Origin of the sequence: Streptomyces sp. NPDC058239 (assembly GCF_042882185.1) — a bacterium.
In the GTDB taxonomy this organism is placed as follows: Bacteria; Actinomycetota; Actinomycetes; order Streptomycetales; family Streptomycetaceae; genus Streptomyces.
Genome location: NZ_JBHVWS010000043.1, coordinates 1 through 25,315, shown reverse-complemented (window position 1 = coordinate 25,315; position 25,315 = coordinate 1). Strand labels below are relative to the sequence as shown.

The window sequence follows — 25,315 nt, the reverse complement described above, 5'->3', positions numbered from 1 at the left end:
CGGTACGCCGCCACAGCGCCTCGGCGCACCGAACCCCACCGTACGGACGTGCCGATGGGCGGAGCTGCGGATGTCGTGGCTCAGGAGCGCGGTTCGAGAGCGCCGATCAGTTCCCTGCCCGAGGCGGTGGCCCGCGCCCGCCACGGTGCCAAGGGTGAGGTGGACGAGCGGTTCCTGGCCCCGCCCCACCAGTCCGGCAGTACGCCCGGACGAAGGGGTTCGTGGTAGCGGTGGGTCACGGCGTACGGCGGGGGATCGAGGGAAGCCGGCAGGCGCGTCAAGTGCGGGGACGCGTGGAGCCGTTCCGCGATGCCGGGACCGTACGAGTCGAGCACGGGACGCAGCAGTGCGTCGGTGGACCGCGCGAACTGCGCAGCGGAGACCGCGACCTGGGCGTGCGGCCGCCGCCGTAGCCGAGCAGCTGCGCCGGGGCCGGCTGGACGCGGTGGCCACGCCCGTTGCCGCGGGTTCCGAAGGCTCGACTGAGAAGGCCTGCCACCGCCTCGGCTGACCTGCCTTCAGCGTTGCGTTTCCTTGCAGCGAGCAGCAGCCCATCGACCTGGTCCGGTCGGAGTATCCGGTCGGGCGGCAGGGGTGCGTGGCTGCATAGGTGAGATCCGGCAGCGCATGTTGGCGGATTTCGGCAATAGCCGATACCTGGCAGGCGTTGGAATGTCGGTGAGAAGTAGCAGCGGGCCGTGTCTGACTAGAGGCATCGCAAAGTGGTCGGGCTGGGAAGTCAGGGGCGAACGGCGCGGACGTGGCCGGCTGAGAGATGGAGTTCATACGGCAGGCAGCAGTCGGAGCAGAGGGTTGCGACGAGGGTTCCGCAGGCGCACAGCTGGTTCATTCCGCCGTCCGGGGTCGCTCCGCAGCAGGCGGCAGATGCATGCTGCAGCTCCAGGCCGCGGGCGTCGCCCGGGTTGATGACGATGTTGCTTCGCGGGCCCTGCGACGCCAACGGCTGCCCGTGCACGTTGCTTTTCGTCCCTCGGCGGGGCATCACCGGTCCGGGCGCCTCGGCGACGACCAAGGGTGCACCGTACGGCTCCGTCTCGATCGCATAGCGGCCTGACGGCACAGTCGCCGGCGAGGGACCCGGCTCATCGGCGTCCCACCATGCGTAGTACGGAGCCACGGGAACGACGGGCAGACGTGTGAGCGGCCCCGTCAACGGGACACCACATGTCGCGCACACGAACACCACCGCGTCGGTCTCTGTGGCCGCGTCGGTGATGCCGGCGGTGGCCTGAGCAGGCGGGTCTGCACGCCTGTGCTCCGGCTTGCCGTCGCCCAGATCCTGGTCTCGCTGATCGTGCATGCGCTGACCGTACGCGACACGCTGCCAGACTCGGCCGCCGCTCTGCCAGGGCAGCGCACGACATTCGGCGACATCGTCTTCCTCGTCAGTGGGGTTCTCTCTCCCTTGGGCAAGAGACGCTCTCGCCACTGACCGACCAAGCCAGGCTGCGGCACGGCAATGGCCGACAGGCTGACCCAGATGCTGACCCGCTTGGAGAATTACAGGTCAGGGCAACGGTCTCGGAACCTGGGTCCTTTACGGCCTCAGTACTCCAGCCTGGCGCTCTGCCGGAGCGCACTCGATCACGTGAGCATGAAGCCGGGAGCGTGCTCTCGCGTCACGGCAACGGGCGTGTGAGCCAGACCACTTCACCGTTGTCTTCCGTGGAAACGTGATCCCGCTCGAACCCGAGCTTCTCAAGGACACGGAGCGACGGTGTTCCACGCGCCGACGGTCGACCAGAGCCGTTTCCGCCCGGTCGCGACAGCGGCATCGAGCACCGCGCCGGCCGCCTCGGTGGCGTAGCCACGCCCATGCGCGCGCTGGAACAGCTCATACGCGATTTCAGGCTCCTCCACAGTGGAGCGGCCGATGATCAGCCCGCAGTAGCCGATGAAGTCGCCTTCGTCGCGGCGCTGGATGGGCAACAGGGCGATCCCCGTAGTCGCCGTCGCGGTGAGCAGTTCCGCGATGGACGTCCGGATGTGCTCAACCATGGGGGTTCCCTTGCCGCGTTCGGAGAGGAGGGCGCAGAACTCAGCGGCGTCCGACTCGGCCCACGGCCGCAGTATCAGCCGCTCGGTCTCAAGGTGGAACGGCATCGTGTCGTACGTAGTCATGCCCTCACCTTGCCCCACGGAGCATCACGAACTACAGCTGGAGTACTCCAGCCGGACATCTTCATTCGTGCTGGTCAACGGCTTGGGCGTGGAGAGTGCAGCGGGCTGGAATGAGGGTGGGGCGGTCTTTGCCGGGTCGTCCCGCGAAGGTGTGGCCGCGCTGCTCGTAGTGGCAGCGGCGGGCGCGTGCTTGGTGGCGGCGACGCCAGTGGGACCACGTCACGGCATGGTCGCGGTCTGGAGCACGGCGGCGGGGTCCAACTGCCGACAGACGTCAAAACCTGGACCGGCACCTGCCCCACCTGCCGACAACCCACCCCATGGCAGCCCTACGACACCACCTGACAAAGCCGGCGATCTGGCGGGGTAAGCTGGCATTCCATGGCAATAAGCTCCTCCCTGTGGTCCTTTGCCCTAGTTGTAGGGCTTCTCACTCTGACTCCCGGACTCGACACGGCGCTGATCTTGCGCACGTCGGCCCTCGGCCGGCGCAGGAGAGCCTGGGGCGTCGTCCTCGGAATCCAGACCGGCACCCTGGTGTGGGGTGCGTTCACCTCCCTCGGAGTGACCGCACTTCTCACGGCTTCCCACCTCGCCTACACCGCGTTGCGCTGGGTCGGCGCCGCCTACCTGATCTGGATGGGGGCCCGCATGCTCCGGGACACCTTCCGGGGGCAGCCCACGCCGGACGCGGACGATTCACTTCTGGCCGCCGGTGCGGACTCGGTCAGCGGCGGCTGGCGGCAGGGGACGCTCACCAACCTCCTGAACCCGAAGATGGGCGCCTTCTACGTCGCCGTTCTGCCCCAGTTCATCCCCCCAGGCACCGGCCACTTCACCATGGGCCTCCTGCTCACGACGGTGCACATCCTCATCGGTCTGCTCTGGTCTGCCGTCCTCATCGGCTTCGCTCGCGTCCTGCACGGCTGGCTCCGCAAGCCCCACGCCCGCCGCCTGCTCGACCGGATCACCGGCACCGTCATCGGTATCTTCGGTATCAGGCTGGCACTCAGCAACTGACGATCCGAAGGTCAGGGTCCAGCGACCTGCTCAGCACCGGACCCAGATCAAGATGTACGCGACGTGGAGTGCAGCCTGGTAGGCGATGGCGAGTTTGTCCGTCCGCAGGTTCTCCAGCCGCAGGTTCTCCAGAACAACCGGCGGGGGCAGCCCACGCCGCTCGGTCCGGCGGTGCTGCATGCGGCAGCCGTGCCGCGACGACGGCCACGGCCCATCGGGACCGCAGGGCAGGAACGGCGACCATCACGCCCAACACCAGCACACCGAGAACGGTCGAATAGGGAAAGAGCACCATGGGCATCGCGAGCGGCGTTCCCGCGTCGAGTCCCGTCAGCCGAACAACGAGCAGAGCGGCGGGTGCGGCAAGCGCGACGCCACAGCCCAGCAGCCCCCATGCTCGTCCGCGTCGGCCGAGTGTCCGCCGCCGGTCCGCGTCACGCGGGGCGTCAGTAACCGTGCCTGTCATTCGTCCCCACTCCGGAGTCGTGCCCGGCGAGATGATCGTGATCACCGGTTCCCGGTACCTGGACGTCGGCACGGGCGCGCATGGTTCCGGTTGCAGACGCCTGCCAGACCCTTCTGCCACAAGCATCCCGCTGCTGCCCTGGCAAGTACCCCAGTGCTGTCAAAGACTCATGAATGAAGCCAGGGCAGAAGCGGGCGGCGATCTGGGCTGAGAGGTGGAAGACGCGCAGGAGTCGGCGGTGGTAGCGGTGTGGCCGGCATCCGTCCCCGCCCAAAGCTCGGGCACCCGAGCCTCCCTCGTCGATCGGTTGACTGGTCCCTGCAGACGACCACACCGACGTGTCCTTACGAAGCGATCTCTGTTGCTCATCCCAATGAGTGGCCGTGTCGTCGCGGGGCACTGGGCGGCCAATCAGTCAAAGCCACAACCACGGCATGAGCGCTCTGAAGCCACACCCGGGCCCCCGGGTCTCCCGATCGTACGAAGAACCGGAATCAACCCGCCAACAAGGTAAGGAGCGCTCCGGTTGGCCACACTGGGCACCTCGGTTGGCCGCCCCGCAGCGAAGGCTGAAGGGCTTGTCGGTCGTTGGGAGTAGGACCGGCGCCCCATGTGTGCCCCGAGCCTGCTGGCTAGGGTCGGCACTCATGCAGAACACGGAATTCGTTCGTCGCCAGGTGGCGGAACGTAGGCGCGACGCTCTGGAACGGCTCGCCACAGAGCGCGACGTATGGGTATCAACAGCTCACCCTGATCACGGGCCGCACCAGGTGCCGCTGTGGTTTTCATGGGACGGTCGAGCGGTGTGGATGTGCACCAGCGCAACTTCCGTGACCGCGCGGAACGTCCGCAAGGAACCACGGGTGCGCCTGTCGCTGCCGGACACCTTCGATGTGGTGCTTCTGCAGGGCGAGGCGGAGTGCTTCACCGACCAGGACGTGCCCGCAGACGCAGCGGACGCGTTCACCGGCAAGTTCGGGTGGGATCCGCGCACGGAGAATGGTCCCTTTCTGTATGTGCGCGTGGTGCCGAGGACTGTGCGTGCCTGGCGAGGCGAACCAGAGCTGCGCGGCAGAGTCATCATGCGTGACGGAACGTGGCTGGAGTAGCGGCCGTTATGGGTGGATGGCCTCTCCGTCCCGGTCATGCGGGCCGCTTCTGAGCGTCACGGTGGCCAACTGAAGCGCTCAATGGCCAAGTGAGAGGAATCGTCAAGACCTGCGGGTCGGCGTGTCGTTCGGCTTGTTGGTTGTGTCCTCCTTTAACGGCAAACTCGTCCCATCCGAGGAGTGGAAGGCGGTGCCAGCCTCGACCGGCGCGTGCCCACCGATGTGTCTGGAGTTGCGATGAGCTTGACCGCCGACGACCACCTGGCGATACGCGAGGTGATCGCGCTCCATGGTCACCTGAGTGACGCCGGCACCTGTGAACGATTCGACGAGGTGTTCACGCCCGATCTCGTGGTTGACGCCACCGCTCTTGGACTGGCTCCGCTGCCAGCACCGGACCCATCCCGGCCGCGCATCGATATGTACATCGCGGCCGCACATCGTCACGGGCCTGACGGCCCGCTTGCCCACCATGTCACCAATGTCATCGTCCGTGAGGACGGCGACGGCGCCCGGGCCTGGTCGAAGGGCATCGCCTTGAACCAGGACGGCTCGGTTGCCGGCTTCACTTACGAGGATCAGCTCGTGCGAACGAGTCAGGGCCGGCGCATTGGGCACCGAAAGGTCTCAGCTCGTCGTGAGGCTGCGCGTGGGGTCGAACCACTCGTTCTGCCCGAGGAAACAGCTGATGAGCAATAGCCAAGATCGGTAAATCAGTTGACCTGGGTCAGGCTGCGTAGGCTTCGGGGCGTTCGATGAGGTGACCGTTCTCGAAGCGGGCACCGGCCCGGATACCACTCCAGCAGGCCCGCCCGTCCACGCGCGGGCCTGCGCCGGAATCCGAGTTGCTGGTCAGCTCAGATCGTGAGCCGGAGAGCGTTCGGCATCCGTGCCGTCCCTGGTCTGCCGCGCCGTCGCGACGGGCTTCGGCGCGGCGGGTTCGGGCAGGGTGCGGAACAGCAGCCAGCTCAGGGCGGGCATCAGGATCAGGGGTGCCAGGGCGGTACGCAGGGAGGTCGCGTCGGCCATGCCGCCGATGAGCGGGCTGACGAGGCCGCCGATGCTGACGGTCAGCCCGAGCGTGACTCCGCTGGCGGTGCCGACGCGGGTGGGCAGGTAGTCCTGGCCGAGGGTGACGTGCAGGGAGAAGGGGACGTACAGGCCGGCGGAGGTCAGTGCCACGAACACGTAGAACGCCGGGCCGGGGACGAACACGGTTCCCGCGACGGCGGCGATCGTGACGAGGTAGGACCAGCGGGCTACGGTGACCCGGTCCCAGCGGTTGGCCAGGCTGCCGCCCAGTACAGAGCCCAGCGCGCCGCCGACGTAGAGCAGGAACAGTGCCGCGGTGCCGGATGCCATACCGCCGCCCGTACGCTGCCGGGCGTAGAGCGAGATGAACGTGCTCAGACCGACGAACACGATGGACCGGAAGACCACGGCCAGCGACAGCTTCACGAACGACGCCTTGTCGTCGGCGCCCACCGCAACCGCGGTGTTGGAGTCGCCGAAGGCTGTCGTCTTCTGCAGTGCGCGCAGGACGGGCAGGCACAGCACGCTGCCTGCGAGGGCGGGCAGGACAAGCAGCGGCGACAGGCGCAGCCCGCCGGAGGTCGCGAGCGGGGTGACCATGAGCGGCGCGGCGGCGAAGCCGATGTTGCCGCCGACGGAGAACCAGCCCATCGCGCTGTGACTGCCCTCGCTGACGAGCCGGGCGACGCGGGCGGACTCGGGATGGTAGGCGGCTACCCCGACACCGGACACCGCCACGAACACCAGCGTCAGGACGTAGGAACCGCTCAGGCCGCTCAGAGCGATCCCCAGTCCGCCGAGGATCGTGCTTACCGGGAGGAGCCAAGGCATCGCCCAGCGGTCGGTGAGCACGCCGAACACCGGTTGGGCCACCGAGGACAGCACCGACGCGGCGAGCACGATGCCCGAGACCGCGGCGTAGCTGTAGGCACGCTCGGCTACGAAGAACGGGACGAGAGAGGCGACCGCGCCCTGGTAGATGTCCACACAGGCATGGCCGACCGACAGCAGAGTGATCGATCTGTTTCTTGACACATCGCCATGCTCACCGCCGGACAACATGTCGCGCTTCCGATAAATTGCCAACCAATGACAGAAATCCGCCACGAGCCCATAGCGCCGACCCGCACCCAGTGGCTGGCGCCCGGGGCCGCCATCGACGCCCACCGCCACGACGACCACCAGATCGTCTACGCGGGCCGCGGAGTGCTGGCCGTGACGACCACCACCGGCACGCGGATCGCGCCGGGCACCCGCGCCATCTGGGTACCGGCCGGCACCGTGCACGCCCACCAGGCCCACGGCGAACTCGAACTCCACCTGGTCGGCCTGCCCGCGAGCGACAACCCACTCGACCTGGACGAGCCAACCGTGCTCACGGTCGGGCCGCTCCTGCGGGAGCTGATCCTCGCCTACACCCACACCCCGCACGACGACAGCCCCGAACGCGGCCGACTGCGGGCCGTGCTGCTCGACCAGCTGCGGGCCTCACCCCAGCAGCCCCTGCACCTGCCCAGCCCAACCACCCCTCAGCTCAAGGAAGTCTGCGAGATCCTGTGCACGAACCCGGCCGACGACCGCACCCTCGCCGCACTCGGCAGGGAAGTCGGCGCCAGCGACCGCACCCTCTCCCGCCTCTTCAAAGCCGACCTCGGCATGACCTTCCCGCAATGGCGCACCCAACTGCGCCTGTACCACGCCCTGGTCCTGCTGGCCGAGAACACCCCGGTCACCACCGTGTCCCACCTGTGCGGCTGGTCGTCCGCCAGCGCCTTCATCGACGTCTTCCGCCGCACCTTCGGACACACCCCAGGAGCACACCAGTCCCGCCGACAGACAGGTTGACTTTCACATCGGCCCCGCCCCGCCCCGGGCCGCCGCTCGGCAGCCGAGCCGACTCCGTCTCGCCAGATGCGGAAGTTCCCTGACCTCGTCATTTCGGACCGCGTGATGAGACATCGTGGGTGCGGCCGCGCTTGTCGAATGACCGGCCGGATGAGATACAGCCGGCTGTGCATCGGCTGTAGCCATCACGGAGGCGCGGTTGCGCTCCACAGACCTCTGGGTCACGCCCAGTTGGGCAGCCACGGCGCGCGTCGTCTTCAGCTGCTTCATCAGGAAGTCGATGCGGCCCTGGAGGGTCTTGGGCGGCTCCCGGGTGAACGCCTCCTGGTCGGCACGCTCGATCGCATCCTCGATCTCCCCCACCGGTTACTCCCCTTCGATCAGCGGGTCGGGGTCCTTGCCGTTGCGGTGCAACTTGGCGGCACCGAGGCCGGACTCGCGCAGTGTCCACTGCACCAGCTCCGGGATCGTGGTCGCCGGGCAGTCGAGCACGATGCCGTCGACGCCGCACGCGGAGCCGTCGCCGTCCAGCACGGCGAGCGGGCCGTGCGGGAAGCGCGGATCGGTCGCGGCCTTCTTCACGGCCGGGCGTCGCGACGTCGCTGCCGGGCGGGCGGGGCGCTCAGGCGTGGCCGGGGCGGCGGGCGCCTGCGGTGCCGCTGTCTCCTTCGGCGCGGGCTGGGCCGGGGCGGTGAACGTCTCCGGCACCGGCTGCGGCGCAGGAGCCGGTGCGGGCGCGACGGCGGGGGGGTGGTGCCGTCCTTGGGGTACTTGGCCACTCAGCCGTTCGGCAGCCGCGGGTACGCCTCCAGGCGCGGCGACTTCGGCTCGGAGCGGCAGTTCTCGTAGTTCTTCACCGTCTGCGTCGACGTCTTGAGCGCGGCCGCGAGGCGGGCCTGGGTGATGCCGGCGGCCTCACGCAGCCGGGTGCGCTCCGCCGGGGGCGGGAGCTGCGGCTCCTCCGCCAGCAAGGCGTCGATGTTCGCGAACAGCTCTTCCTCGGATGCCATATGTCTCTACCTCCACCATGAACACAGCAGCTTTCACCCCGTTCTTTCACCCGATCGGATTTGATTTCCGGCGAGGTGTGACGCCGACCGATAAGTTGGCCATCTCGATCCGTAGTTGGCCATCGCCCCGTTTCGACTGCCCAAGACAGGCTCAAGCGCCTGTCGGAGGCTCACCCTCTCGTCTCAGTTCGGTGACCCGCGTCACACCCGGCTCCTGTCAGCAATCGGGGCGCCGTCTCGTTCAAGGGGCACGCGAACGAGACAGGAGCAACGCCATGAAGCACCGCATCGTCGTACTCGGCGCCGGATACGCCGGGGCCTTCGCCGCCGGAAACCTGGCCCGCCGACTCTCCCCCGCCGACACCGAGATCACCGTCGTCAACGCCGTGCCCGACTTCGTCGAGCGGATGCGGCTCCACCAGCTCGCGATCGGCCAGGACCTCGCGTTCCGCAAGCTCGCCGACGTTTTCGCGGGCACCGGGGTGCGGCTGCGCCTGGCGCGCGTCACCGGCGTCGACCCCGAGCGCAGGACCGTCGCCGTGACCGGCGAGGACGGCGACGGCGAGCTCGCGTACGACACGCTTCTCTATGCACTCGGCAGCTCGGTCGCCCACCATGGCGTCCCCGGCGTGGCCGAATACGCCTTCGATGTGACCGGCCGGTCCTCGGCGCTGCGTCTGCGCGAGCGCCTGGCCGGCCTGGGCGAGGGCGGCACCGTGCTGGTCGTCGGTGAGGGACTGACCGGCATCGAGACCGCCACCGAGTTCGCCGAGTCCCGGCCCGACCTCTCGGTCGCGGTCGCCGCCCGCGGCGAGTTGGGCGCCTGGCTCTCCCCGAAGGCCCGCCGCCACCTGCGCCAGGCCTTCGACCGGCTCGGCATCACCGTCCACGAGCACACCGGCATCGAAGCCGTCGAGCCGACACGGGCGATCGCCGCAGACGGTACGTCCATCCCGGCCGAGGTGACCGTGTGGTCGGCCGGGTTCGCCGTGCACCCCATCGCGGCCGCCAGCTGCCTGGAGGTCGCCGAGACCGGCCAGATCGTCGTCGACCGCACCATGCGCTCGGTCTCGCACCCGGACGTCTACGCCGCCGGTGACTGCGTCTACGCGATCGGCGAGAATGGCCGGCCGCTGCCGATGTCCTGCGCCTCGGCCGGCTTCACCAACATGCAGGCGACCGCCGCGATCATCGCGCGCCTGACGGGCCGCGAAGTCCCGACCACCGGGCTGAAGTACTACGGCAACCACATCAGCCTCGGGCGGCGGGACGCGATCTTCCAGATGGTGGACGGGGACGTCCGGTCGAAGTCCTGGTACCTGGGCGGCCGGACCGCCGCGCGGCTCAAGTCGGGCGTGCTCATGGGGGCCGGGTGGGGCATCGCCCACCCGACCTTCGGCATGCCGAAGCGCAAGCGCCGCCTGGCCAGCGCACCGGACCGGTCCGATGCGCGGGTCGCCGCATAGGCTGCTCCGCATGGACAGCGTCGCCATCGATCGGTTCGAGGCCAGCCGGGGCCGGCTGGCCTCGCTCGCGTACCGTCTGCTCGGCTCGGCCGCCGACGCCGAGGACGCCGTGCAGGACACGTTCCTACGCTGGCAGGCCGCAGACCGCGAACGTGCCGAGGTACCGGAAGCGTGGCTGACCAAGGTAGTCACCAATCTCTGCCTCGACCGGCTTCGCTCGGCGCACGCGCGCCACGAGCGAGCGGCCGGTGCCTGGCTGCCCGAGCCGCTCCTCGATGGCGACCCGATGCTCGGCCCGGCCGACACCTTCGAGCAGCGCGAATCGGTGTCCTTGGCCGTACTGACCCTCATGGAGCGCCTCTCGCCGGTCGAGCGGGGCGTCTACGTCCTGCGTGAGGCCTTCTCGTACAGCCACGCCGAGATCGCCGGGATCCTCGGCATCACCGAGTCCGCGAGCCAGCAGCATCTCCACCGGGCCCGAATCCGGGTCGCCGCCGAGCGCCACCGCGGCCGCGAGGCCGACCCCGCGTCCGCGCGCCGGGTCGTCGAGGAGTTCCTCGCCGCCGCCACGTCGGGGCGCACCGAACGGCTGGTGGCGCTGCTCACCGACGACGTGACGGCGGTCTCGGACGGCGCCGGACTGGGCAAGCGGCTGCTGCAGTACAAGACGCGCGAGCGGGTCGCCTCCTACGTGCGGGCCGGCTTCAAGCCCACGCCGGCGAAGCGGCGGCTGGCCGGCGGCTCGCCCGCGATCCATATCGCGCTGGTCAACGGTTCCCCGGCCGTCCTCGCCGTGGTCGACGACCGGGTCGTGGGCGCCGTGGCGTTCGAGGTCAGCGACGGCAAGATCGCGTCCCTGCGCGGCATCGCCGCCGCGGACCGGCTCGCGCGCCTCAACCAGGCCTGGCGGCAGCACGAACCCGACGCGCCGGTCATCAACGCATGGTGACCAGAGCCACCGGAATCCAGTGACCTGAGTCAGAGCGAGGACGGCACCCCTTCGGTCCCCGCGCTGCACAGCAGCAGGGGGCCGAAGCGCGTCGGTCTCCCGAATCAGACTCGGCCATGCAGTCCGGATCCCCGATGGCCGGCTATCGGTCGACACAGTGGCCAACCACGAATCGTCACGGAGGGCTGACCAGGGCGGATCCGAGCGCCCCTGGCCACCTATCGCTCGAAGTCACAGTTCGGACGACGCCCGGCAACACCCGTGTTGTCCTTTGCCGGCGAACCTTGAGCGCCTGCCACCGAACCTTGATGAATGCGAGTTCGTGTTTCCGAAGCTTGAGCGCGCTGGTCAGAGGGCCCGGCAGGATGCCATCAGCACCCCCGGGGCCACGGCCGCCGATCCGCCGCAGCCAGGGGGCGGGGCGTGGAGGAGAGCCGGCATCGCGCCGAAGGCCACCGCCGGTAGCCACGCAGCGCGAAGGTGCGGCGGACCGGGCGCCGACGCCATTGTTACGGTCGCTGGATGGAGAGCTGGGACGAGGGCGACGTACGCGCTCGGATACGGGAGATGGCGGCACGGGACCCGGAGCGGTCGCGCTTCGGGGCGGACACACACCGGTACGAGCTGGCGCCGGCGCTGCCGAAGGCGGAGATCAGAGCGTTCGAGGAAACCCACGGCATCGATCTGCCGGCGGAGTACCGGTCCTTCGTCGCGGAGGTAGGCAACGGCCCCGCCGGTCCCGGCCACGGATTGATGCCGTTGACCGTCCCCCACCCGGAGGTCGGCGAGGAGTGGGCCGCGGACGACGAGTGGGAAGAAGACCGGCTGCCGGGCCGACTCGCCGAGCTGTTTCCCCTCACCGAACCCCTACCCGGCCGGATCGGCACATCGGCCGGTGAGCTGACCCGGGGCACGCTCATGCTGGCCGACGAGGGCTGCGGCATCTACGTCAGGCTGATCCTGAACGGCCTGCGAGAGGGCGAGGTTTGGACAATTGACCCGGACTGGGGCGGCTTCGTCCCGGTGAGCCCCGGTTTTCGCACCTGGTACACCGAGTGGCTGCAGCGCCCGTGAACGCGCCTCGCGTCCGTTCGGATCAATCCCTCGACCATAGATGAAGCCACATCACGAGTAATTGACCCAGTCCACTCAAACTTGGATGGCACACGCTCAACTTTCGCTGGCACTGGAGTGCGCACCGACCGGGTGGTGCAGGCATCCTTGAAGCTGGTGCTGGAGCCGATTTTCGAGGCGGATTTCCTCCCGTGTTCCTACGGGTTCCGCCCGAACCGCCGGGCTCATGACGCGGTGGCAGAGGTGCGTCTGCTCACGTCCAAGAAGTACGAGTTGGTCGTGGAAGGCGACATCAAAGCCTGCTTCGACGAGATCTCGCACACCGCTCTCATGGAGCGGGTGCGGGCACGCGTCGGGGACAAACGCGTCCTGGCCCTGGTGAAGGCGTTCCTCAAGGCGGGCATCCTCAGCGAGGACGGTCTGCTGAGGGACAACGACACCGGCACCCCGCAGGGCTCGATCCTCTCGCCGTTGCTCAGCAACGTCGCTCTCTCAGTCCTGGACGAGCACATCGCCCAGGCGCCGGGAGGCGCCGGAACTGATCTCAACGAGCGCCGCAGGCGCCGACGCCGAGGTCTGCCCAACTACCGGCTGGTCCGGTACGCGGACGACTGGTGCCTGATGGTGCACGGCACCAAGGCAGACGCCGAAACGCTACGCGAAGAGATCGCGGAAGTCCTCACCACGATGGGCCTGCGCCTGTCACCGGAGAAGACTCTGATCACCCACATCGAGCAGGGCCTGGACTTCCTCGGCTGGCACATCCAGCGCCACCGAAAGCCAGGTACCAACCGGTACTACGTCTACACCTACCCAGCCAAGAAGGCCCTGCGGGCCGTCATGGCCAAGGTCAAGACGCTGTGCCGGGAGGTCGGCACGAACCAGCCGCTCGACGCCCTGCTTGCCCGGATCAATCCGGCAGTGCGGGGCTGGTGCGCCTACTTCCGGCCCGGGGTGTCCTTCGCGACCTTCTCCTACCTGCGCAACTACATGTGGCACACGGTCTGGAGATGGGTCCAGCGCAAGCACCCGAAGACGGGCCGGAAGAAGATCTTCAGCCGCTACTGCGGCCGTAGATCATGGTGGACCGGGGACACCCGGGAGTTGTTCAACCCGATCACGGTAGGCACCACTCGCTACCGCTACCGGGGCCTGATGATTCCCACTCCCTGGGACGCCACGGGATGAGAACAACCACCACGAACCCCCTCGGGGCTTGTGGAGAGCCGAGTGCGGTGCCAAGTCGCATGCCCGGTTCGGGAAGCGGCTCCGGGGAAACCGGCCGGTCGAAAGACCGGAACCGCGCCCCGGGCCGACTTCACCACGTGTGACCGGGATTTCTACTTTGCGGACGGGGCCTCCACCTTGCGGATCTTGATCGTGTAACGCTGAGTTGCGATCCAGTTCGGAGATCGCGTCCCTTGCGGGAAGCCGGTCTGCTGCTGTGGGTACGTGAGACAAGCTCCGGAGGCGGTGATCGCGTCGGACGTGTGCGGGCTGGAGGAGCTGGTCGCGCAGTTCCACGAGGACGGGGAGACTCCGGGCCTGCTGCGGCTCGGGGCGGAGTGGCCGCGTCGGCCGTCCAGCGCGACCCCTACACCATCCTCAACTACCTGGGTGCGGCCCTGCCCGTGCTGATCGACTGGTCAGGCCGGTATCAGCACCTGCACGAGGCTCGCGCGGCTCTGGCGTACCCGATTGTTGTCCGCGCCGAGGCCGACCACCGCACGATGGCGCCGTGGACCCGCGCTGCCGAGCACGAGCTCAAGCAGACGGCGTGACCGAAGTCCACACCCCGAACCACTGCTCGGCGCCGTACTCCTCGTACCGCTCCACCTCGGTGAACCCCAGCTTTGCCGCGAGGCGCATCGAGCGCTCGTTGGCGGTCTGGGTGCGGAGCACCACCGCCTCGCCGGGAAGCGCGTCGGCGAACCAGTCGAGTGCCGCTGCGCACGCCTCGGTGGCGTACCCGTATCCCCACACCTGCGGCAGGAGCATGTAGCCGAGCTCGGTCTTCCCGACGTCCGGACGGACGTGCCCCGGACGCTCTGCGTGCGGATCGAGCATGATCGCTCCGATCATCGCTCCGCCGAGATCGATCACGAAGAAGCCGGGGCGCCGCCCGGGTACCTCGGGCACCGCGCGTTCGAGCTCGGCACGCGGTCGAGGGCCACCGAGGTAAGTGCCCACCTCTGGAGAGGCGTTCAGCTCGATGGCCGCCACACGGTCCCGGGCTTCGGACTCGCGAAGTACGAGCCGCTCGGTCTTGATCGGGGCAGGTGGCCAGGCGAGGGCTATGGGGTCATTCATGCCGGCCAACCTAGCCAGCAGGCTCAGAAACGATCAAGACGCGCGAGCCGATCGACCCACCGGCCCGCGGCCTCACCCTCACCAACGGGGCCGGGCACGACAAGCCAAACATCCCTCCTCACCGATTGGCGTCCACTCCGTGTCCCACTCTGCGCTCGTGCGCTCGAACCCACGCCCCCACCCCCCGATATCCCGACCGCACACCCGCAAGCTCACCGCACTGCGCCTTCGGAAATCGCGAACTTGCGGCGGAGTGGGGGTGCCGGTAAGAACCGTGCCAACGAGCCGTCAGCCCCGCTGGGCACGGAATAAGCCAGCAGGATCGTCACCAGCCGCAAACGGCGGTGATCTTGCGAGGGCGTCACCTTGTGGGTGAGTCCGGGGCCGTACGGCTGCGGTGGGTGAAGCCCCGCGAGGACGATTGACGATCGTGGCCCGTACCCCGTTGGACCTGGATGAACTGGTCGAGCACTGGACGCTGCTGAAGGACGAGCAGGCGCTCGTGTCCGGCAAGCGCGGGGCGACGCGACTGGGCGCGGACACCGACGAACAGGAGCCAGCCGGGTGTCCATGAACTCGCGCCCACGGCCGTCGATGCGAAGTCGGCGTTAAGCCCTGGAGCCGGTTCTACGATGGGTCGGTAACCGAGACACTGCCCCCTTGAACAGCTACTGCTGGCCGAAGCCGCGGAGCCGCCCCAGGACGCTGAGCCCCGAGACCGGGTGTGGGATATGGCGGTCCGAGCCAGCCCCACCCTCTTCGACGGGCCTGTGGTGGCGTGCCACGGCCGGGGTCTACTACGGCTATGCCCGAGCGCATGGGATTGGGGATGTCTGCGTAGCGGGTTACTCGCCGCTGCCCTTCACTGGAGTACAGCCCTGACGGGCGATGCGATCGCGGACGATGTCGAGGGTGGTCACGGCCTGCTCCCTGACGGTGAGATCGTTCTCGGTCTCGCTCACGTACGTCAGCAGGGGCACAAGCTGAGGCCATTTCAGAAGGGAAGCAGCGAGCAGGGCGTTCCGCCGGACCAGCGGCTCGGGGTCGTGAAGTGCCCAACGCAGCAGTCCGTACGAGACACTGTCGAACTCCCTTCCCGCGTAGTTGACACCCAGCCTGCGCAGAGCACTCATGAGAGCCACATCGTCGCGGGTGTTCGCCATCAACTGCGTCAGGGAATGGTCGGAGTGAAGGGGCAGTTCACCGCGCAGCCAGTCGGCGAACGACTCTGGATCGTCTCCTTCGACCGCCAGATAGTCCACCTGGAAGCGCTGGTCTTCAATCCAGTGGACCACCACTGTTTCGACCTCATCGGTGTCCTCGGGACTGTCGGCGTCGACAAGCCCGAGAACCCACGCCAGTTCCTCAACGGGCCCATCGGGCATATTCACCTCCGCAGGTGTCCAGCCCTGCTCCTCGGCGAAAGCCTGGATGTCCTCTCGTCCGAACGGTCCGCGGGGAATGACCTGGATGAGGGGCCTCATGTCACACTCTCCTGTTGCCTACACGTCATGGAACCCAGAACCCCCCGACGGTCTGCATCCAGCCGGGCCCAGGCGCGCTGGGGTGTCGATTGCACCGCCAGGCGACAGATAGCGTACGGCGTCCCGCAGGACCCAAATCGCCGACATGTTCGGCGTACCAAGGTCGACCGTGTACGGGCACCTCGACAAGACCGAGACTGTGCCCCGCCAACCGAAGAAGATCACAGTCACGAAACCCTGACCGGTCGTTTGCGGCTGGTGACGATCCTGCTGGCTTATTCCGTGCCCAGCGGGGCTGACGGCTCGTTGGGCAGGACAGCAGCGGCCGTCTTGGCGTTCCCGGTCGCGGGTGGGGTGTGGAATGTCGATGCAGCCGAGGCCGTGGCCGAAGGTGCCTGAGCTGACCGCGCAGGTGGCGCGGGCGGTGGCGGCACGGGGCCCGTACCCGTTGGCGATGCGGGTCCGTGACGAGCTGGGCGAGTTGTTCGCGGACGCCGAGTTCACCGAGGCGTTCGAAGCCAGAGGACGGCCAGGCTGGTCACCAGGCCAGCTCGCGCTGGTGACGGTGTTGCAGTTCGCCGAGAACCTCACCGACCGGGCGGCAGTGCATCGGGTGCGGTACGGCATGGACCTGAAATACGCGCTCGGCCTGGAGCTGGATGATCCCGGGTTCGACGCCTCGGTGCTGTCCGAGTTCCGCACGCGGTTGGTCAAGCACGGGATGGAGGAGAAGGTGCTCGACCTGCTGCTGACCGCGCTCAAGGACCGGGGCCTGGTGAAGGCGGGAGGCAGGCAACGCACTGACTCCACGCGCGTGTTGGCGGCAGTACGCGATCTGAACAGGCTGGAGCTGGCCGGGGAGACGCTGCGGGCCGCGCTGGAGGCGCTGGCCTGCGCGGCCCCGGACTGGCTGACCCAGGCGGTGCCCGTTCGGGAATGGGCCGAATGCTACGGCCCGCGGATTCACTCCTGGCATCCGCCCGCTTCCACGAGCAAGCGCGAGGAGATGGCCTTGGTCTACGGCCGGGACGGGTTCGCGCTGCTGGAGGCGGTGCACGCCCCTGACGCCCCGGCCTGGCTGCGTGAGCTCCCAGCGGTGCAGGTCCTGCGCACGATATGGGTGCAGAACTACCACCGCGCCGTGACCGAGGCCGGGGCGGAGGTGAAGCGGCGGGAGAGCAAAGACCTCCCGCCCGGCAGACTGCGGCTGGCCTCCCCGTACGACACGGACGCACGCTACGGCCTCAAACAGGGCTCCTGGTGGACCGGCTACAAGATCCACATCAGTGAGTCCTGCGACGAAACTGATGACCAGGACGCGCCCACCGGCCAGGCGACGATCCCTGGAGCCGACGGACCGCCGCCACGCTTGATCACCAGCATCGCGACCACCGACGCCACAGTGACCGACGCGGAAATGACTGAACCGGTCCATCACATGCTTGCCGGCCGCGGTCTTCTGCCCGCCGAGCACTTCCTCGATTCCGGTTATGCCTCCGCCGAGTTGATCGTGGGGATGAAGAAGAACTTCGGGGTCACCCTGGTCACCCCGGTCCTGCTGAACAGCTCACCCCAGGCACGTGCCGGCGCCGGATTCGACCGCACCGCGTTCACCATCGACTGGGAGAAGCGGCAGGCCACCTGCCCACGCGGGGACACCAGCACCTGGTGGAGCCCCGCGACCCAGCGCGGGACCAAGGCCATCGTCATCAAATTCGACAAGGAGACATGTCGCCCCTGCCCGGTGCGAGACCAGTGCACCCGCTCGAAGACCGGCGGTCGGACCCTCTCCCTGCAACCCCGCGAGCTGCGAGAAGTCCTCGACCATGCCCGCCTCCAGCAGTCCGACGAGCAGTGGCGAGCCAAGTACGGAACCCGCGCGGGCGTCGAGGGAACCATCCACCAGGCCGTCGCGGTCACCGGGATGAGACGTGCCCGCTACCTCGGCCTCCAGAAGACCCACCTGGAGCACGTCCTCTCCGCCGTTGCGCTCAACCTCATCCGCCTCGATGCCTGGTGGAACGGCCACCCGCTCGACCGCACCCGCGTCAGCCACCTTGCCCGCCTCGACCTCTCCCTCGCCGCGTGACCGAATAAGCCAGCAGGATCGTCACCAGCCGCAAACGGTGGTGATCTTGCGATGGCGTCACCCGTGTGGTGATTCCGAGGCCATACGGCTGCGGTGGGTGAAGCCCCGCGAGGACGATCGACGATCGTGGCCCGTACCCCGTTGAACCTGGATGAACTGGTCGAGCACTGGACGCTACTGAAGGACGAGCGGGCGCTCGGGTCCGGCAAGCGCGGTACAACGTGACTGGGCTTCGCCGTGCTGCTGAAGTGCTACACGCAGTACGGCCGGTTTCCCCGGGGCCGGACAGAGCTGCCCGGTGGGGCCCTGGAGTTCGTCGCCCGGCAGGTAGAGGCCCCGGCCCCGCCCCGGCACCAGGTCGCTCGGGCCTCCCCGGACCCGTGGCACCCCGAGCGAGCCGGCGGAAAGACGACGAAACACAGCACCGACGGAGGGGCGGCCGGATCATCGGCCGCCCCCTCAACGTGCGCCCATGGCCCCGTGGCCCGCGCGGACTCGCCGCGAAGGGCCTACACGTGCTCTGACCTGCGGTTCGTAGGGCCTGCGAAGGACCTTCGCGAGGGTCGAGACGTGAAGACTGATTCCTTGGAGGGGAACGGGGGAAGGACGGCATATCTGGCCTCGGTCTCCTATCCCTGACCCACGGTGCAAGGTAGAGCCACATCCGCTACCGCGTCCGGCGACGTGCGGCGGGGTCGCGCTGCCGCCCTCCGCGTCGTGGGTGAGAGCGGAGTGCCGTCGGCAGGTCTTCAGGGGGTGGCTGACCGTCGGGTGTCCTGCAGCCGGCCGAACGAGATGCGCCAGGCGAAGGTCAGGGCGGTGAGGCCGGAGGCCAAGAGGGCTGGCCCGAGGAGCCAGAGCGGGGACCAGCGCTGATGGAGCATGAAGCTGGAGGAGGCCGTCAGCCCGATCGTGAAGAGCGGCACGATCCAGGAGAACGGAAGGGTTCCGAGCTGGCGGCCCCCGAAGGCGCTCGCCAAGTTCAGGTGCATGAACACGTTGATGGGGACGAAGAACCACAGGACCCATCCGTCGTCCCCGATGTTGGTGGTGAGTGCGACAGCACCGGGGGCGGCCGCGACCAGGGCCAGGTGGCAGGGACCAAGGAAGATGGCGGCTTCCAGGGCCCGGGGGGCCAGGCGTCCGCGCGCTCTGCCGCCGGTTATCCGCCGTCCATGACCCGGATGATGGTCTTGCCACGGGCGTGGCGGCCGGGGGCGAACGCGGCGGGTGCCTCGGCCAGCTCCCTGACCTCGCCGACGATCGGCTCGAGCCGTCCGTCCCTGAGCCGCTGGACCAGGTCCGCGAGCCGGGCACGGTCGGGCTCGACGACGAAGAAGACGGCCCGGCCGTCCCGCGGACGGACCTCGGGCGGCGAGGCGATGGTGACCAGCGTGCCCCCGGCCCGCACCAGCGGGGCCGAGCGCTCCTGGACCTCGCCGCCGATCACGTCGAGGACCAGATCGACCTCCCCGACACCCTCCAGCCGATCGGCCTGCAGATCCACGAAGGCATCCACGCCCAGCCCGACAGCGGTGTCCCGGTCGCCGGCCCGGCCCGTGCCGATCACCCGCGCCCCCGCCTCACGCGCGAGCTGCACCGCGATCGACCCCACACCGCCCGCGACCCCGTGGACCAGGACGGTCTGCCCCGCGGTAAGCCGGCCGTGGTCGAACAGGGCCTGCCAGGCGGTCAGCCCCGAGATCGGCAGTGCGGCGGCCGCCGTGTGGTCGACGTCCGCCGGAAGCGGGGCCAGATTGCGAGCCTCCACCGCGGTGTACTCGGCCAGCGAGCCGTCCCGGGTCCAGTCGGCCAGCCCGAACACCCGCTGGCCCACCGAGAGACCGGTGGTGCCGTACCCGAGTTCGGCAACGACGCCCGACAGCTCGTGTCCAGGCACGCTCGGCGTCCGGTCGCGCCCGGCGCGATCCGTCCACGTTCCTGGCCAGGCGAGTTCCCCCGGGGTGAACCCAGCGGCATGCACGCGCACGATGACGTCGTTCTCGGCGAGGTGGGGGTAGGGCACCTCCGTCAGCGACATTCCCTCGACACCGGCGGCGCGGTCTCGAACGGCGACGGCCTGCATGCCAGGTCCTCTCTCCCGTGGTGATTCAGGCTTCGCCCCCTTCGAGCGATCGGAAACAGGCTGCCACGAACTCCTGCAGCCCGCCTGCTGCCGATCGAAGCCAGCCCTGGGTCAGGCCCCCGCGATATTCCTGCCCGGCATCGGCTCCGCGAGTGCTGTCTGCCATTCAGGCGCACCGAAGGCGTCCGCGAAGTACTGCGTCTCGTGCACCACATGCCCGTGGGCAAATTCCATGATGCTCACTGAGTAGGTGGGCACCCCGTCGTATGTGATGACGCACTCGCTCACCCACAGATCCCCGCTGCCAGCGATCCGGTGGACAGTGAAGTGCAGCGACGTCGACGTCATCGAGTTCCTGCGGCGAGCCGGGCTCGATGACCCGGGTCCCCTTCTCGACGACGCCTCATGGGTGGAGTGGTGCGGGGGTCGGCCACACGGGTGAGCCGCCGCGCGGAAGGCTCTCCAGAGAAGTGGTCGGCGTCCGGCGAGCTCACCAAACGTCCCCTGGTCTCCCAGGTCAGGGCCCTGCGGAGCCGTCCTCGGCGATGGCTTCCGGTGCGACCGGAAGCGCGACGTGAGGCGCGACCAGGAGTGCGACCAGAGACGCGACCTCGGGCCCTTACGATGATCATCGTGACCGCCCGCCGCACTCTTGGCTCAGGCCCCGAGGCTCCCGCTCATCGCGTCCGCACCGCCGAGGCCGACCTTCTCGACGCAATGCCCGGCGTCCATCTCCCAGACCTCAGCGAGTTGCGGGCCCGTGGCGTACTTGGAGCCCCCATCCCGGCCCCGCAGAGCCCACGACGCACTCTCGGAACCGGCCGCACCGACGACGCACCATCCGATTCCTCGCCGTCATGAGTCACGACGACGACTGCAGGCCCCGGTTGTCGAGCAGGGCCTGACGCCGGTCACACGGGCCAGCAGCTCCTGGCTGATCGGGCGGTTCAGAACCTCGATGATCTCGTTCGGCTGCATGGTTCGGTTTCTCCTTCTCAGCGCAGTTGCTCGGCCAGTCCGACGATGATGCCCTCCGGGCCGCGGATGTAGCAGAGCAGATAGCTGTCCTCGAACCGGGCGATCTCGCCGACGAGTTCGGCGCCGTGAGGGCGCAGGCGGGCAACGGTGTCCTCGATGTCGTCGACGGCGAACATGACGCGGTGCGTGCCCAGAATGTTGTGCGGCCGGTTGCGCGGCCCGGCGCTGATCGCCGCGGGGCTGCGATACTTCGCCAGCTCGAGCCGGCTGTGACCGTCCGGGGTCCGGACCATCGCGATGTCACAGCGGACGCCGTCGAGTCCGGTGCACTGGTCGGCGAAGAGGCCCTCGACCTCCGCCCTGCCCTCCAGCTCCATACCGAGTTCCACGAAGAACGCGATGGCGGCATCCATGTCCTCGACGACGATGCCGACGTTGTCCATCCGCTGAATCGCCATGCTGGTTTCTCCTTCTTCCTCGTGCGGCCGGTGGTGGCCGCTGATGTTCCCTGGGACGGAGCCGGTGGCACGTTCTCGACATCCGCAGACCGCCGAACTCCGAAAAATCTGGATCGCGCCTCAGCACCGCTGCAGCAGACCCGCGAGCCAGGCGCCACCACCGAGGGCGAGTGCGGCGCAGGTGGCCGCTCCCATGAAGACGATCAGCCCCAGCGTGCCGTCCCCGCTTTTCAATGTTTCCTCGACGATTCGCAGCGTGCGCGCTTGAGCATTGCGCCTCCCCAATTGATTCACGGTGCCGGGTCACCCTTGGCGGGTGGAGTTCCCTGTGCCGCTCGCCCTCGCCGCACTCGTCCGGGCCTCGCCGCGCGGCGCCGGCGCGAGCTGGGGGCCGCGCTGACCCCCGGCGGGCCCGAGCATCCGTGGACGGGAATGCAGATCAGTGCTGGATGGGGCTCTGGGAACAAGCTCCGGTACGTCACCGTCCAGCCGAACCTCGTCGCCGAGGTACGCGCTGACACAGCGGTAGACCGCGGCCGGCACCGGCACCCAGTGCGCTACCTGCGTATTCGGGATGACCTCACCCCTGGCGACATCGCGGCGGCGGGGTGACCGATGCGTCGGCGCCTGATGTCTCATGAGACATCAGGCAGTCTGGAGAACGACGGTCACAGGACCGTGCTGCGCCGCACTGACGACACCGTGTTCCTGTACGCCCGGTCCGGCAGGGTTGTCAGGAGCAGGTGGACGACTGGCTCCGTCAGCTCGGTCCGGACGCCGGCCTGACTGGCATGGAGGCCTTGGTGGAGCGCTACCGGGCCACGACCGCGCCGACGGCGTAGCCCGCAGAACAAGCGTCTGGTCCCCGGCAGGGGTCCAGAACTGGCAACCTCGCGTAATCGGGAGTCGCCTATTCAGCAGCATGTGGAGGCTCGTGCTCACCGTGAGTGGTCGCCGGGGGCATGGTGGTGCCAGGTTCCTCCAGCCTCGGCAGCGAGTAGAGCTCGCCGAACGCGGCCTGGCCGGCCAGATCGCGCACAAGGGCGAGAAGGCACCGGTCCAGGCCAGCCGCCGCTGGCATGTCGAGCGCACCCATGCCTGGCAGAACGCCTTTCACCGGCTCGCTCGCTGCTACGAGCGCCGTGTCCCCGTGATACACGCCTTCTTCGACCTCGCCGGCACGATCATCACCGCCCGCAGCCTGATCCGCCGCGCCCAAACCGCCGCCCGTGAGCGCCCACATATCCGCACAATCCCAATCCTCTCGTCCTGGATCGCGATGAGGCGCAACACACGGTCCGCGCCGACCCGAACGAGGCCCAGATGAGGCACTGCAGAAACCAGGTTGGGACAATCTCGATAGCATCCTGGCCATGAAGTGGATCCCGCTCAGTGAACATCCGGAGGAGATTGCACGCGGAGCCGTCTTCCAACTCCCGGCCCGGTGGCCGTACGAGGAGACTGTCGAGTTCATGCTCGCGGAGCTGCCACCCGGTGCCGACGATCGAATGGGTCTCATCGTGACCACCGGCTACAAGGCCGGGCTGTGGGTGGCGTCCCTGCCGGACGAGGCGTATGCGGCGGGGCGGCCATGGGCGCTGTCCGCCTCGTGGCTGCGCGACAACTGGACGGCAAAGGTATACGTGGAGACCGACCTCGAGAAGATTCTGGTCTGCACCAACTACTCGCCGTCGCAGCAGCACGGATAGTCATGAGCTGCCGACAGGTCTCCCCGGTGATCACAGAACGTGGCAACTCCGTGATCACGGAACCTGTGCCTGCCCCATCTGCCCACCGGCCCACCCCCGGCACCCATCTGCGCGACCTCTTTAGGCGCTGGTGCCGTCGGACGTGGTCAACGGTGGTCGCGTCGGCGAGGCAGGAGCTGGGAGTCTGGTTTCACCGCCGTACAGGGCGAGGCACTTGCCGTATTGGGTATGGAGCCTCGCGATCTGTTCACTGCTGCAGCGTTGGCCGGTGGCGGCTTCGAGGAGCTGGTCATATTGCGACAGGCCCAGCAACTGATCGCTGAGGGCAAAGGCGGAGCGGATGGGGCGGCGAACCCACCAGGAGCGGATCCACTCGGCGGGGCGACGAATCAGGGTGTCGGAATAACCGCTGACGTCGAGGGGGTTGGCCGCCGCTCGGACCGCGTCGGGGACGATGTCGAGGACCTGGTCGATGGCGCCGTGCGGTGGGGCTCCGTTGGCCTCGGCACGCAGGGCTGTCAGGGCGTCGGCCAGCCGCCGTCGGGCATCACGCGCGTCACGAAGGGTGGCGCTGCCCCCCAGAGCGTGTTGGAAGGATGCCAGGTCCCGTCGGAGCTTGCGGTGGGAGCGGCGCAGGTCGTCGATGGCGCCAGCGATATTGCCGTTGGAGCGCAGATGGTCGAGGAAGAGACTCAGAGCGGGCGGTAAGTAGAGCGGAAGGGGCCGCTCATTCTCATAGACCTCGCTGACCGAGCAGTGAAAGGCTTCGCCGACGGCGCTGTAGACGCGTTCCTGGACAGAGTTCCGAATGTGGTTGGTCAGCAGATGGTAGGTGGGCAGCCTTCGCAGAGACGGAATGAAGGGCAGCCCGAGGTGCGCGGCGGTTCGCCAGTAGACGAAGGTGCGCAGGTGGGAGACCCCGCCGATGAGCCCGCCGCTGTGGAAGCGGCCGATCTCCTCAAGCAGCTCGAACCCGAGGGTTCCAACTGGGTCAGCCCGCAGCTCATCCTCATGCCCGAAGAGCCCTCTTCCGTGGATCGGGGAGCCTTCGAGTTCACCGCGGAGCGCTCCGAGGAATGTTCGGCGCTCATCCGAACCGTGGTGCTGCTCGTGGGCAAGGGTGGCTCTAACACTCTCGCCCACATAGTCGGGGGACGCATGCCAACCGAGCTCTAGCTCCCGGTCCGCGGTGACATCGGCAAGGAATTGGGTCAATTCATCCGATACCGACAATGCGAGCGTCCGAGTGTCGAGGGGGTTGAGGATTCCCCGCTCGAACAGGACCCGCCGCAGGGTCAAGGAAGCCTCGTCCGCGGGCTTCCCGGAGTCGAGTACATACACCCGGTCGTAGAGGAGGATTGCGTCGAGGAGCGTCGACAGGTGGATCAGACGTTCCTCGGTGGTTGGCTGCCAAAAGATGTGGGGCCCCTCTTCGATGTACAAGCCCTCAGGCGGGATGTGTCCCCGATATCCGGCAGGGACCCCCTCCAGCAGACGCGATGCCTCGCATACCATCGTCTGGTCGATCAGCACCGCGCTTCGTCCCGTGCCCGATATACCCATTGCAGCCTCTCCTCGGTTTCCTGGCGACAGTACCGGCGGGAATGACCAGCAGGCTTGAGAACCGCGCTCGCTCAAGCTGCTTGGCTACATCAGAAGCGGTGTGCGTTGTGTGTCCACCCCGGGGGCTGGCCGAGCCCTGATGGGGATCACCGAATTTCCCCAGGCTCAACTTGGTTCCCCACCTGGTTCAGCAGTGGATCAGAGGTCCGGGGCCGCCCGCTATGCCAGGCAGGAGGCCCCGTCCGATCGAACATCCCAGGTCAGCCAGCAGTGCTGGTGTCATGTGGGTCGAAAAGTCACAACACCTGCCAACCCGGACGCTCAACCCCGCCAACTCAAGCGCTCACCCGCCAAGTGAAACGCTCAGTCACAGCCGGGGACCAGACGCTTGTACGGGAGCCGCAGTTACAGCTCGATGTCGCCGTTGCCCAGATCCCGGCAGGGTCGGTGGCCAGCACGTCTGCCCGCCAGGTGCCGTCGGGGCCTGGGCCGTCGGCGCGGGCGCCGGCTTCCCGTGCGGCGCCC

Annotated in this window: 23 protein-coding genes and 4 pseudogenes; 13 read left to right on the top strand and 14 right to left on the bottom strand. The window is 68.2% G+C overall.

Features of this window, described 5'->3' with window-relative positions; translation table 11 throughout:
• Positions 1 to 80: 80 nt before the first annotated feature.
• The 3 genes and pseudogenes from ACFVYE_RS33915 to ACFVYE_RS33905 form a co-directional block, all read right to left on the bottom strand.
• Positions 81 to 335, bottom strand: a complete 255-nt coding sequence (locus tag ACFVYE_RS33915; protein WP_383979053.1) for a hypothetical protein — start codon at positions 333 to 335, stop codon at positions 81 to 83.
• Between the two features lie 404 nt (positions 336 to 739).
• On the bottom strand, positions 740 to 1,321 hold the full coding sequence (locus tag ACFVYE_RS33910) for a hypothetical protein (RefSeq protein ID WP_389608086.1): 582 nt from the start codon (positions 1,319 to 1,321) through the stop codon (positions 740 to 742).
• Positions 1,322 to 1,640: 319 nt separating this feature from the next.
• Positions 1,641 to 2,142, bottom strand: a pseudogene (locus ACFVYE_RS33905) (GNAT family N-acetyltransferase).
• A gap of 381 nt (positions 2,143 to 2,523) precedes the next feature.
• Here ACFVYE_RS33905 and ACFVYE_RS33900 point away from each other — a divergent pair.
• A complete protein-coding gene (locus ACFVYE_RS33900) occupies positions 2,524 to 3,162 on the top strand; it encodes a LysE family translocator (RefSeq protein ID WP_383964477.1) in 639 nt (212 codons plus the stop codon).
• A 30-nt stretch (positions 3,163 to 3,192) separates the two neighbouring features.
• Here the strand turns inward: ACFVYE_RS33900 and ACFVYE_RS33895 are convergent, their stop codons facing one another.
• Entirely contained in the window at positions 3,193 to 3,342 is a 150-nt protein-coding gene (locus tag ACFVYE_RS33895) for a hypothetical protein (protein WP_383964480.1), read from the bottom strand.
• A 933-nt stretch (positions 3,343 to 4,275) separates the two neighbouring features.
• On the opposite strand from ACFVYE_RS33895, the gene ACFVYE_RS33890 reads away from it, so the two are divergent.
• Both ACFVYE_RS33890 and ACFVYE_RS33885 read left to right on the top strand, forming a co-directional pair.
• Complete coding sequence (locus ACFVYE_RS33890) at positions 4,276 to 4,737, top strand: pyridoxamine 5'-phosphate oxidase family protein (protein WP_383964483.1); 462 nt, start codon at positions 4,276 to 4,278, stop codon at positions 4,735 to 4,737.
• 237 nt (positions 4,738 to 4,974) lie between these two features.
• Positions 4,975 to 5,436, top strand: coding sequence for a nuclear transport factor 2 family protein (locus ACFVYE_RS33885; RefSeq protein ID WP_383964486.1), 462 nt, complete (start codon positions 4,975 to 4,977; stop codon positions 5,434 to 5,436).
• A gap of 153 nt (positions 5,437 to 5,589) precedes the next feature.
• On the opposite strand, the gene ACFVYE_RS33880 is transcribed toward ACFVYE_RS33885, so the two are convergent.
• Positions 5,590 to 6,804, bottom strand: coding sequence for an MFS transporter (locus ACFVYE_RS33880; RefSeq protein WP_389608085.1), 1,215 nt, complete (start codon positions 6,802 to 6,804; stop codon positions 5,590 to 5,592).
• Positions 6,805 to 6,858: 54 nt separating this feature from the next.
• Here ACFVYE_RS33880 and ACFVYE_RS33875 point away from each other — a divergent pair, with 54 nt between their 5' ends.
• Positions 6,859 to 7,614 carry an AraC family transcriptional regulator gene (locus ACFVYE_RS33875; RefSeq protein WP_389608084.1) on the top strand — a complete coding sequence of 252 codons (756 nt, stop codon included), beginning with the start codon at positions 6,859 to 6,861 and terminating at the stop codon, positions 7,612 to 7,614.
• Positions 7,615 to 7,809: 195 nt separating this feature from the next.
• Here ACFVYE_RS33875 and ACFVYE_RS33870 read toward each other — a convergent pair.
• Positions 7,810 to 7,977, bottom strand: a pseudogene (locus tag ACFVYE_RS33870) (XRE family transcriptional regulator); the annotation flags it as partial.
• 15 nt (positions 7,978 to 7,992) lie between these two features.
• Positions 7,993 to 8,624: pseudogene (locus ACFVYE_RS33865) on the bottom strand (helix-turn-helix domain-containing protein); the annotation flags it as partial.
• Between the two features lie 275 nt (positions 8,625 to 8,899).
• Here ACFVYE_RS33865 and ACFVYE_RS33860 point away from each other — a divergent pair.
• The 5 genes from ACFVYE_RS33860 (at position 8,900) to ACFVYE_RS33840 (ending at position 13,894) form a co-directional block, all read left to right on the top strand.
• Positions 8,900 to 10,090: an NAD(P)/FAD-dependent oxidoreductase gene (locus ACFVYE_RS33860; protein ID WP_383964501.1), complete on the top strand. Its 1,191-nt coding sequence runs from the start codon at positions 8,900 to 8,902 to the stop codon at positions 10,088 to 10,090.
• A gap of 10 nt (positions 10,091 to 10,100) precedes the next feature.
• Positions 10,101 to 11,039, top strand: coding sequence for a sigma-70 family RNA polymerase sigma factor (locus tag ACFVYE_RS33855; protein WP_383964504.1), 939 nt, complete (start codon positions 10,101 to 10,103; stop codon positions 11,037 to 11,039).
• 522 nt (positions 11,040 to 11,561) lie between these two features.
• The gene (locus tag ACFVYE_RS33850; protein ID WP_389608083.1) at positions 11,562 to 12,113 is read left to right on the top strand and encodes an SMI1/KNR4 family protein; all 552 of its coding nucleotides are present in this window, start codon (positions 11,562 to 11,564) and stop codon (positions 12,111 to 12,113) included.
• Between the two features lie 117 nt (positions 12,114 to 12,230).
• On the top strand, positions 12,231 to 13,301 hold the full coding sequence (locus ACFVYE_RS33845; protein ID WP_389608082.1) for a reverse transcriptase domain-containing protein: 1,071 nt from the start codon (positions 12,231 to 12,233) through the stop codon (positions 13,299 to 13,301).
• A gap of 377 nt (positions 13,302 to 13,678) precedes the next feature.
• Entirely contained in the window at positions 13,679 to 13,894 is a 216-nt protein-coding gene (locus ACFVYE_RS33840) for a hypothetical protein (protein WP_383964513.1), read from the top strand.
• Here the strand turns inward: ACFVYE_RS33840 and ACFVYE_RS33835 are convergent.
• A complete protein-coding gene (locus ACFVYE_RS33835) occupies positions 13,878 to 14,423 on the bottom strand; it encodes a GNAT family N-acetyltransferase (protein ID WP_383964516.1) in 546 nt (181 codons plus the stop codon). The genes ACFVYE_RS33840 and ACFVYE_RS33835 overlap by 17 nt on opposite strands.
• A 430-nt stretch (positions 14,424 to 14,853) precedes the next feature.
• On the opposite strand from ACFVYE_RS33835, the gene ACFVYE_RS33830 reads away from it, so the two are divergent.
• Positions 14,854 to 14,997: a hypothetical protein gene (locus ACFVYE_RS33830; protein WP_383964519.1), complete on the top strand. Its 144-nt coding sequence runs from the start codon at positions 14,854 to 14,856 to the stop codon at positions 14,995 to 14,997.
• Positions 14,998 to 15,268: 271 nt separating this feature from the next.
• On the opposite strand, the gene ACFVYE_RS33825 is transcribed toward ACFVYE_RS33830, so the two are convergent.
• Complete coding sequence (locus tag ACFVYE_RS33825) at positions 15,269 to 15,907, bottom strand: HEAT repeat domain-containing protein (protein ID WP_383964523.1); 639 nt, start codon at positions 15,905 to 15,907, stop codon at positions 15,269 to 15,271.
• Positions 15,908 to 16,274: 367 nt separating this feature from the next.
• Between ACFVYE_RS33825 and ACFVYE_RS33820 the strand changes: the two genes are divergently transcribed.
• Complete coding sequence (locus ACFVYE_RS33820; RefSeq protein WP_389608081.1) at positions 16,275 to 17,996, top strand: IS1182 family transposase; 1,722 nt, start codon at positions 16,275 to 16,277, stop codon at positions 17,994 to 17,996.
• Between the two features lie 749 nt (positions 17,997 to 18,745).
• Here the strand turns inward: ACFVYE_RS33820 and ACFVYE_RS33815 are convergent.
• The 4 genes from ACFVYE_RS33815 to ACFVYE_RS33800 all read right to left on the bottom strand — a co-directional run bounded on the left by ACFVYE_RS33815 (position 18,746) and on the right by ACFVYE_RS33800 (position 21,518).
• Complete coding sequence (locus tag ACFVYE_RS33815; protein WP_389608080.1) at positions 18,746 to 18,988, bottom strand: hypothetical protein; 243 nt, start codon at positions 18,986 to 18,988, stop codon at positions 18,746 to 18,748.
• A 170-nt stretch (positions 18,989 to 19,158) separates the two neighbouring features.
• On the bottom strand, positions 19,159 to 20,082 hold the full coding sequence (locus ACFVYE_RS33810; protein WP_389608079.1) for an NADP-dependent oxidoreductase: 924 nt from the start codon (positions 20,080 to 20,082) through the stop codon (positions 19,159 to 19,161).
• A 111-nt stretch (positions 20,083 to 20,193) separates the two neighbouring features.
• Entirely contained in the window at positions 20,194 to 20,430 is a 237-nt protein-coding gene (locus tag ACFVYE_RS33805) for a hypothetical protein (protein WP_383964612.1), read from the bottom strand.
• 647 nt (positions 20,431 to 21,077) lie between these two features.
• Complete coding sequence (locus ACFVYE_RS33800) at positions 21,078 to 21,518, bottom strand: VOC family protein (RefSeq protein ID WP_383964538.1); 441 nt, start codon at positions 21,516 to 21,518, stop codon at positions 21,078 to 21,080.
• A gap of 988 nt (positions 21,519 to 22,506) precedes the next feature.
• On the opposite strand from ACFVYE_RS33800, the pseudogene ACFVYE_RS33795 reads away from it, so the two are divergent.
• Positions 22,507 to 22,758: pseudogene (locus ACFVYE_RS33795) on the top strand (IS5/IS1182 family transposase); the annotation flags it as partial.
• A gap of 133 nt (positions 22,759 to 22,891) precedes the next feature.
• On the top strand, positions 22,892 to 23,227 hold the full coding sequence (imm45, locus tag ACFVYE_RS33790) for an Imm45 family immunity protein (RefSeq protein ID WP_383964541.1): 336 nt from the start codon (positions 22,892 to 22,894) through the stop codon (positions 23,225 to 23,227).
• 120 nt (positions 23,228 to 23,347) lie between these two features.
• Here the strand turns inward: imm45 and ACFVYE_RS33785 are convergent, their stop codons facing one another.
• On the bottom strand, positions 23,348 to 24,790 hold the full coding sequence (locus ACFVYE_RS33785) for a hypothetical protein (RefSeq protein WP_389608078.1): 1,443 nt from the start codon (positions 24,788 to 24,790) through the stop codon (positions 23,348 to 23,350).
• Between the last annotated feature and the right edge of the window lie 525 nt (positions 24,791 to 25,315).